Source organism: Rodentibacter mrazii, from assembly GCF_001998825.1.
GTDB lineage: Bacteria > Pseudomonadota > Gammaproteobacteria > Enterobacterales > Pasteurellaceae > Rodentibacter > Rodentibacter mrazii.
The window spans coordinates 1-8,389 of the sequence record NZ_MLHG01000005.1 but is presented as its reverse complement, the minus strand read 5'-3'; the positions used below and the strand labels follow the sequence as shown (position 1 = coordinate 8,389).

Below are 8,389 nucleotides of genomic sequence, written 5' to 3'. Positions count from 1 at the left end.
GGGGCTGACGTAGATTAGCCCTAAATTTCACACCATTTTCGCAATGTTTTTAACTGCTCTTTTGGTGTACCAAAGTTAAACCGAAATTCACATTCCTTCAAGAATAAAGGAAAACTTTTTCGGTCTATTCCATTATATTTTCGAAGTATCCGCTTAGCTTGACTCCGGAAATTTTCAATTCCATTGATATGGTTTTGTTTCACCGCAAACAACTCTGAATGGTTAATCCGTTCGTGGTGAAATTCGCTTACATCAAGGGCATCATAACTACGATAAGTATCGGTATAAACCCAGCTGTCAGGCTTGATTTTCCTTGCTATAACAGGCATTAGCGTTGTTGTCTTCGTATCATTGACGACCACAGTAAACACTTTACCTTGACGTTTCAATATCCCAAAAACAGCCACTTTTCCTGCCGCTCCACGACCTCGTTTTCCTTTACGATGTCCACCAAAATAGCTTTCATCCAACTCAATTTGTCCGTCAAATACTTCATCCACTTCAAGGGCTAAATGATAGCTGATGACCTCACGGATTTTGAGGTAAAACAGGATTGCTGAATTAGGCTGAATACCGAGTAAATCTGCTGCTGAACGAGCCGTTACTTCTAATACAAAAAACTCAAGGAGCTTTTTCTGTATAGATTTCTTTAATTTACAATGAGTTATCTTCATTTTATAGATTAACATACTAGCTAATCTACGTCAGCCCCAAACTTTTTTGATTGCTGTGCGTGACTACATCTGTTGTATTTAAATGTCCGATCAACAAGGGCCAATTTGGATCGTGCAATTTATGCATTTCACGGGCTTTGGTCGGGCTTTTGTTAGCGTAACAATACTTACACCCTGTCGGACAACTATCGTAGGCACCAATATCGCGCGTTTCAATACAGCCACAATGTTGGCGTGAACCGCTATGTTTAAGCGTTTTGAACGCCACATCATTCGCTCTACCAAGCATATCAAGCGTCATACAACCTGACGCGTGAATCCCATAAATGGAAAAATCGCCCTCTGTCGCACAGGTTTGCAAATATAGCCCATAACGCCGTACCGTTTCACCGAAGCCTTTCGCCAAACGTTGTTTATCTTTTTCACGCAGCAAAATAATTTCAGGCATATTGGCATCTAATTTTTTGTACATTTCCACAAAGCTGAAAATGCACCGATCCACATAAGGCGTTATCGCCTTTGCCATTTTCTCAAAGGTCGCCAAATGATATTCCACCGTGTATTTTTCAGTGAGCAATACCGGATCGTATCGCCATGCAATTCGTTGTTTGCCTACTTGAGCAGAAAGTTGTTGCAGGGTTTCAATACTTTTTTCAATTTTTGGTGCGGTCGGTTCAATGTCTTTTTCATACGCCGTAATGGTGTAATGAAAATAAGTGTTGAAACGATCGGTGATGTTGTGAAGACCCTTTAAAATCGGGCGATAATTCTTCGAACAAAACACCACGCAATCCACCTTGTCAGGCGTCAGTTCATAGTGTGAAACTTTATTGGGAAACAATGGATTACGCACCAGTACATAACCTTCCTCAAAGCGTTTGAGCAACCAATCCGAATAATAATGCACCGTATCTGTGCGACCGCCGGTATTGATAATCATCGTTTTTCCTTAATAAATGTAAGCGGTCATTTTTCTGCAAAAATTTGCCAAAATACGACCGCACTTTAATTGACTATTCCCCAAACACAGCCTTATCAAAACGTTCAACATAAGCGACTAAATTCGCTTTACTACGTGCATATTGTGCAATTTGGGTGTCAATCGGGGTTTGGATTAAACCAGCAACCACCGGTACAATCGCAATATCGGCAGAGCTGATTTCATCTCCAAAAAGATAATTTTTCTCGCCAAAATAATCACTGATTGCGTCCAAATCTGCAGAAGCTAACCGATAAACTTCTTCCAAATTATGCAAACCAATGCCATGCCCTTGCATTTGGCTCATTACTTTACGTTGAAGTGCAGCAAAAATTTCTTCGGCTTGTTCAGACGGCATACCGTCAAACATAGCCTGCATAATGAACGGTTTGCCAATCGGATCAATAAAACGGTTGTACACGCCTGACCAATAAAGATGTTCTTCCGCCATACGTGAAAAAGCATGCCCGATAGCCTTTTGCTCTGCACTTAAAGTGTGGTCTAAATTCACGCCATATTTTTCTTGTAAATGTTCCGAAATAAAATGGCTGTCGGCGATGAGTTCTTCGCCATCTTGCAATACCGGCACTTTGCCTTTCGGCATTTGACTGAAATCCGCTACGTATTCTTTTTCAAATTCAACCTTCGCTAAACGCAATAAAGCTTCGATTTTCCAAGCAAAAGGTGATGAACTGCGGATAGTACCCGCACCGGGTAATGTGAAAAGTTTTAACATTTTTTGCTCCTTATTTTTCTAAAAATACTGTTAATTCACTAGCGAATTTTTGTGGTAATTTTAAATGTAAGAAATGGTCGCCATGTTCGTGTTTGCCGTAAATTAATGCTTTACCCTGTGGCACCGTGTTGGCAATCCAACGTTGGCTTTCCACCCAGTTGCTGTGTTCGCCTGACACAACCAAAGTCGGTTTGTCAATTTTGTGCAAAATCACATCACTCCAATCATTACACGCATGGTCAAATTGAATTTGAATTAACGCATTAATATCTTGCTGGGCAACTTGTTCGCTCAATGACAACGAGTTTTCATAAGCTGGGGCATTAATCGTGTTATAAAAATCAAAAATATCGGTATTTACCACCATACGATTTATGGGTTTGCCACCAGCGAAAGCACCTGAAAATACACTAATATGCGATTCCACTGAGCGGACAAATGCACCGGTATTTACACGTTGTTCTTCTGTCCAATCACTGTGGCAGTAAATAGAAACCGCTTCGTCAATAAATACGAATTTCTCCACACGGTTTGAGCCGAATAAATCCACATACCCCCAAATCACCGAACAGCCCATTGACCAACCGCAAAGATGGGCTTTTTCAATATTTTCTGCGTTTAAAAATTCGTGTAAGTCCATTGAATAACGGCTAATGCGGTTGCCTAATTTGGTTTTGTCTGACAAACCATGATTGTGTTGGTCAAGTACATAAACCGTGTATTTGTCTTTCAATAAATGAATTAAATTGATGTATTCCGCGCCATTTGATGACCATCCCGGCACAAAAACCAACGGTTTGCCCGAACCGGCTTTCCAGTAATTGAGCGACACGCCATCGTTAGTTTTAAACGAACCGATTTGTAATCCTTCCACATCAGAAAGTTTGTGCGGTAAGCCGTCAAGTTTGTTGGGTAAAGTGACATCACGTTTAAAAAAATCAAGTGCTGAAATAGTCATTTTTCTCTTCCTTTTGTTTGATTGCTGAATCAAATTTGATCGTTATTATACTTTTCGATTTTTAATTGAATAGACTATAATTAGTTACAAAACAATTAACCAAAGGTTAAGAATAGAATGAACAGTACCGAATACGGACAACTTCTCATTTTCCAAAACATCGCCAAAGAAGGTTCAATTTCCGCTTGTGCGAGAACGCTAGGGATCTCGGTGCCTGCGGTCAGTAAATCATTACAACAATTAGAAAAAAGATTAGGTGTACCGTTATTTCAACGTAGCACACGCAAAATCCAGCTTACCGAAACAGGTATTCAGCTACTGGCGCAAACTGGCGAAGCAGTGGAAAACCTTGCTGCGGCGTTTGAAAAAGCCAAAAAGCTCGCTCAAACGCCCACCGGTACGGTGCGGATTACGGTATCACAAGTGGCATTTTCATTGATTATTCAGCCAATTTATGCGGAATTTCGCCGGCATTATCCGCATATTTTGCTGGATATCTCTATCAATAATGCTACGGTGAATCTGATTGAAGAACGGTTCGATCTTGGCATTCGCTTTGGTAACAGTTTGGAAGATGGCATGGTGGCGCGTAAGCTAACGGGCGACATCCGCGAAGGTTTATTTATCTCGCCGCAATACGCCCAGCAGCATGGCACACCAAGAACGATTGCAGAACTTGCCCAACATCAGCTTATTGGCTATCGTTTTATTACCGCCAACCGTTTTCACCCATTGACGCTGATGGTAAACGGTCAACCGCAACTTATTGAAATGCCAATGTCGCTGATTATCAACGATAGCGAAATGATGATTGACGCAATTCGTCAGGGGTTTGGCGTAGGACGAATTTTTGAACCGCAATACGAGAGGCTGGAAAGTAAAATGGATCTATTACCGATTCTCAAACCGCACTGGCAGACGTTTCAACCGTTGTACTTGTATTACCCGCCTAAAAGCCAAAATGCCAAAAGAGTGCAAGTGTTGATTGAGTTTTTGCAGGAAAAAGCGAAGATGTTGAAGTGGTAGCAAGCGGTGGGATTTTGTGAAAATTTTGCGAGCATCTTAAATCCCCCAAAAAAACTGCGCATTCAAATGGAAAGGAATGCTCAAAACAAAAAACGGAAGCTGATTACTTCCGTTTTTTATGCTAACTAAAACTCTAAATCTAAATCATTCTTCACATTGATGTCTTTACCTGTGAGATAGAACTTGTAATAGTTTCACTTTTCTGCAACCATTTAAAGACTATTAAGAACAGTTTCCACTGTGGACAGCACTTGCTCTCAAATCAATTCTGTGGCGGTTGCGCCAACCTCTTATCTAAAGCCGGCAATTAAATTCAGTAACTTTGCCATCGCTTTATTTTCCCCAAAGCTGTTTGAGTAGCGAATAACAGATAAAGACGCTTACGTAAGGTTTGAACCTTACCGTTCAACTTGCCCTTTTTCCCAACCGGATACAGGCGTGCAGGCAATGGGTTCGATGAGAAAATCGTTCATCATTGCTAAAAATCTCTCATTTAACGACCGCACTTTGCTCGGGTTTCATCTGTTTATCAATGCTTCATATTCAAAGCAAGCACCGTACTTTTATTGTCTATTTATCCATTTTCAAACAATCCACCAATGCTTTAAACAAGGGAGAGTCTTGGCGGCGGTTTGGATAATAAAGATAATAACCATCATAATGCACGGCATAATCTACCAGTACTTCCACCAGCTCGCCACGTTCAATTTCATCATAAATCCAATTTTTGGCGATCCATGCTAAGCCTTGCCCCGAAATAACAGCCTGCTTCACCAAATGACTATTATTCAGAAGTAATTGTCCCTTCGGCTGCCATTTTATAACTTGGTTTGGATTGTATTTACGATTTTTGCCCTTCGGCATAAATTCCCACTGCATTACGCCGTCCATTGAAGGAATTTTTACGCAAATGCAGCGATGATGATTCAAATCATCTAATGCTTTTGGTGCGTTATGTTGAGCAAGGTAATGAGGTGTGGCAAACACGCCCATTTGCATATCGTCGGCAATTTTCACGGCAATCATATCTTGTTGTAAACCGTGCCCGAGGCGAATTCCCGCATCAAATCGACCCGAAACAATATCGACAAATTTCAAATCGCTGGTCAGCTCCAATTCCACTTCAGGGTAACGTGTCATAAACGCCATCAATTTATCCCAAATCACACACAAAAAAGCGTGATCATTGCCATTTATCCGCAATTTACCGCTTAACGTATTGCGAAATGTGCTTAATGCGTTGATATTATCTTCAATACTTTCAAATAATGGCAATAAGTTTTGAAACAACTGCTCACCGGCTTCCGTCGTTGCAATACTACGTGTGGTACGATTGAATAGCTTGATGTTCAGTTGTTCTTCGAGTTTACGAATCGCATGGCTTAATGCTGATGTGGACACGCCTAATTTCGCCGCCGCTTTGGTAAAACTGCCTTGTTGTGCGGCAACAATAAAGGTGCGGAGTTCGTTGATGTTGTCTATCATAAAGGTCTTTAATTGTTGAATATTATTCATAAGGTTATCTCATTTTTTCCCGCTAATCAAAACAATCCTTTGTGTTATAATCCTGCCGTCAATAAATATTCAACATAGAAGGAAAGCAAAATGCAAAAATTTACATTAAACAATGGTATCGAAATGCCAATGGTTGGTTTTGGCGTATATCAAGTGAGCGATGAGGAAACGGAAAAAGCTGTGTTGGAAGCGTTAAAAGCGGGCTATCGTTTATTAGATACGGCGGCAATTTACGGCAATGAAAGCGGAGTTGGTCGCGCAATCAAGGCTAGCGGCATTCCGCGTGAAGAAATTTTTGTTACCACTAAGTTATGGATCCAACGAGAAAACGGTTATGAAAATACTAAAAAAGCGTTGGCGGATTCTCTTGCGCGTTTAGGGCTGGATTATGTGGATCTCTATTTAATGCACCAACCATTCGGTGATGTTCACGAACAATGGCGTGCAATGGAAGATTTATACAAAGCAGGCAAAGCCCGTGCGATTGGCGTGAGTAATTTCCATATGGACAGATTGATGGATTTGATCACTTGCCACGAAATTGTGCCGGCAGTGAACCAAATCGAAACCCATCCATTCTATCAAAGGGAAGTGGAAATCGCTTTCCACAAAGAACAGAGCATTTTACAACAAGCGTGGGGACCGTTGGCAGAAGGGAAATTCGATATTTTCACCAACCCGATTTTAGTGAAAATCGCTGAAAAACACGGTAAATCCGTAGCACAAGTGGTGTTACGCTGGTTAAATCAACGTGGTGTGGCGATTATTCCTAAATCGGTAAAAGTAGAGCGTATGATTGAAAATCGCGATATTTTCAGCTTTGAATTAGATGCACAAGATTTAGCGGACATAGCAACGTTGAACCGTGATGAAATCATCTTCGATCACCGTGATCCCAAAATGGTTGCGTGGTTGGCACAAGCACGTGGGTAAAATATAAAAGAAAGCGATAAAAAGTAGGTGTGTTTTTGCGATTTTTTGTGTGCACTTATCACAATAATGTGAAAAGAGCGGTTGTTTTTCTGCCCATTTTTACACGCAAATCAACACAATCTTTTTCTCTTATCATGTACACATTGATATTCAAATAGGAAAGTAAAATGATCAACCAATCCAAACGTAATCTACTCAAAACAGGCGGTTTAACCGCATTAGCGCTTGGCTTAGGCGGAACGACGGTGACTCAAAGTGCGGTCAAAAAAGCTCAAACTTTTACTAAAGACGGATTACCAAGCCAACGTCAATTAGGCAATTTAACCGTGTCTTCATTAGGCTTGGGCTGTCAAGGTCTAGGACAAAATATGTATGGTGTTCCGCAGCCAAGCCGCGAACAAGCCGTACGCATTGTGCGTCAAGCATTTGATCACGGTGTGACTTTTTTTGATACTGCCGAAGCTTATGGACCGTTTGAAAGTGAACGCGTAGTTGGCGAAGGGTTAAAAGGTATTCGCGATCAAGTGGTATTAGCAACCAAATTCGGTTGGGATATCGATCAAAAAACAGGGCAACGTACAGGCGGATTAAACAGCCGCCCGGAACACATTAAACAAGTAGTGGACGGTATGCTACAGCGATTACAAACCGACCGCATCGACCTACTTTATCAACATCGTGTCGATCCGAAGGTGCCAATTGAAGAGGTAGCAGGGACAATTCAAGATTTAATGAAACAAGGCAAAGTGCTAAATTGGGGCTTATCGGAAGCCGGTGAAGCGACTATTCGCAAGGCGCACGCTATTCAGCCACTTACTGCTGTGCAAAGCGAATATTCGTTATTCTTCCGTGGACGTGAAAAAGATGTGATCCCGGTATGCGAAGAATTAGGCATTGGTTTCGTGCCATGGTCGCCGCTCGCAATGGGAACGCTCGCCGGTTATACGGACGAAAACAGCCGCTTTGACGCCAATTCGTCCAACGATTTACGCGGCATTATTCCCCGTTTTACCCCTGAAAATATGCAACAAAATGTGAAGTTAATTCGGTTGGTAAAACGTTGGGCAAATCAAAAAGGTTGCACACCCGCCCAATTTTCTCTTGCATGGTTGTTGGCACAAAAAGCATTTATTGTTCCCATTCCCGGCACGACCAAAGGGTATCATTTAATGGATAACTTAGGGGCGGATGCGGTGAAATTCACTACTGAAGAACTTTCCCGATTCCGCAAAGAATTAGACGCGATTGAAATTGCAGGGTTAAGGCTACCGGAAGCAATTTTGAATTTTTCTGAGGCGAAGTAAATGAAAAAACGGCAGCGTGTTATGTGTCACTGCCGTTTTTTCTCGTTTACTTTTCAATCTCTTATTTACAATGGCTGTGTTTTTCTGTATGTCGTTTACTGCCTGATTAATAATTTAGTTTATAGTTGCCCATAAAGTTGAATAAAAATCAGCCATATCGGCTTCTTTGTTAACTAATAAAAGAAAATATTTTCCCTTTAGAAAAGGAATATTTCTAATTTATACATCAAGCTAATTTTAAAAAAGGGGCTGACGTAGATTAGC

8 protein-coding genes are annotated in these 8,389 nt (G+C 41.2%); 3 read left to right on the top strand and 5 right to left on the bottom strand.

Going from position 1 to position 8,389, the window contains the following annotated elements:
• Nucleotides 1-20: 20 nt before the first annotated feature.
• The 4 genes from BKK47_RS00490 to BKK47_RS00475 all read right to left on the bottom strand — a co-directional run bounded on the left by BKK47_RS00490 (nt 21) and on the right by BKK47_RS00475 (nt 3,347).
• Nucleotides 21-674: an IS1595 family transposase gene (locus BKK47_RS00490; RefSeq protein WP_077492996.1), complete on the bottom strand. Its 654-nt coding sequence runs from the start codon at nt 672-674 to the stop codon at nt 21-23.
• 25 nt (nt 675-699) lie between these two features.
• Nucleotides 700-1,614, bottom strand: coding sequence for a DUF1848 domain-containing protein (locus BKK47_RS00485; RefSeq protein WP_077492994.1), 915 nt, complete (start codon nt 1,612-1,614; stop codon nt 700-702).
• Between the two features lie 73 nt (nt 1,615-1,687).
• Nucleotides 1,688-2,389 (bottom strand): glutathione S-transferase family protein, encoded by a 702-nt coding sequence (locus tag BKK47_RS00480; protein WP_077492993.1) that lies wholly within the window; start codon nt 2,387-2,389, stop codon nt 1,688-1,690.
• Nucleotides 2,390-2,399: 10 nt separating this feature from the next.
• On the bottom strand, nt 2,400-3,347 hold the full coding sequence (locus tag BKK47_RS00475; RefSeq protein WP_077492992.1) for an alpha/beta fold hydrolase: 948 nt from the start codon (nt 3,345-3,347) through the stop codon (nt 2,400-2,402).
• Between the two features lie 117 nt (nt 3,348-3,464).
• Between BKK47_RS00475 and BKK47_RS00470 the strand changes: the two genes are divergently transcribed.
• On the top strand, nt 3,465-4,373 hold the full coding sequence (locus tag BKK47_RS00470) for a LysR family transcriptional regulator (RefSeq protein ID WP_077492991.1): 909 nt from the start codon (nt 3,465-3,467) through the stop codon (nt 4,371-4,373).
• Nucleotides 4,374-4,943: 570 nt separating this feature from the next.
• Here BKK47_RS00470 and BKK47_RS00465 read toward each other — a convergent pair.
• Nucleotides 4,944-5,858, bottom strand: a complete 915-nt coding sequence (locus BKK47_RS00465; RefSeq protein WP_077492995.1) for a LysR family transcriptional regulator — start codon at nt 5,856-5,858, stop codon at nt 4,944-4,946.
• A gap of 120 nt (nt 5,859-5,978) precedes the next feature.
• Between BKK47_RS00465 and BKK47_RS00460 the strand changes: the two genes are divergently transcribed.
• Both BKK47_RS00460 and BKK47_RS00455 read left to right on the top strand, forming a co-directional pair.
• Nucleotides 5,979-6,821, top strand: a complete 843-nt coding sequence (locus BKK47_RS00460; RefSeq protein WP_077492990.1) for an aldo/keto reductase — start codon at nt 5,979-5,981, stop codon at nt 6,819-6,821.
• 167 nt (nt 6,822-6,988) lie between these two features.
• The gene (locus BKK47_RS00455) at nt 6,989-8,125 is read left to right on the top strand and encodes an aldo/keto reductase (RefSeq protein ID WP_077492989.1); all 1,137 of its coding nucleotides are present in this window, start codon (nt 6,989-6,991) and stop codon (nt 8,123-8,125) included.
• Nucleotides 8,126-8,389 lie beyond the last annotated feature (264 nt).

Bases quoted from the DNA above. Each gene is read 5' to 3' on its own strand.
- BKK47_RS00490 (WP_077492996.1), bottom strand. From the start codon at position 674: ATGAAGATAACTCATTGTAAATTAAAGAAATCTATACAGAAAAAGCTC.
- BKK47_RS00485 (WP_077492994.1), bottom strand. From the start codon at position 1,614: ATGATTATCAATACCGGCGGTCGCACAGATACGGTGCATTATTATTCG.
- BKK47_RS00480 (WP_077492993.1), bottom strand. From the start codon at position 2,389: ATGTTAAAACTTTTCACATTACCCGGTGCGGGTACTATCCGCAGTTCA.
- BKK47_RS00475 (WP_077492992.1), bottom strand. From the start codon at position 3,347: ATGACTATTTCAGCACTTGATTTTTTTAAACGTGATGTCACTTTACCC.
- BKK47_RS00470 (WP_077492991.1), top strand. From the start codon at position 3,465: ATGAACAGTACCGAATACGGACAACTTCTCATTTTCCAAAACATCGCC.
- BKK47_RS00465 (WP_077492995.1), bottom strand. From the start codon at position 5,858: ATGATAGACAACATCAACGAACTCCGCACCTTTATTGTTGCCGCACAA.
- BKK47_RS00460 (WP_077492990.1), top strand. From the start codon at position 5,979: ATGCAAAAATTTACATTAAACAATGGTATCGAAATGCCAATGGTTGGT.
- BKK47_RS00455 (WP_077492989.1), top strand. From the start codon at position 6,989: ATGATCAACCAATCCAAACGTAATCTACTCAAAACAGGCGGTTTAACC.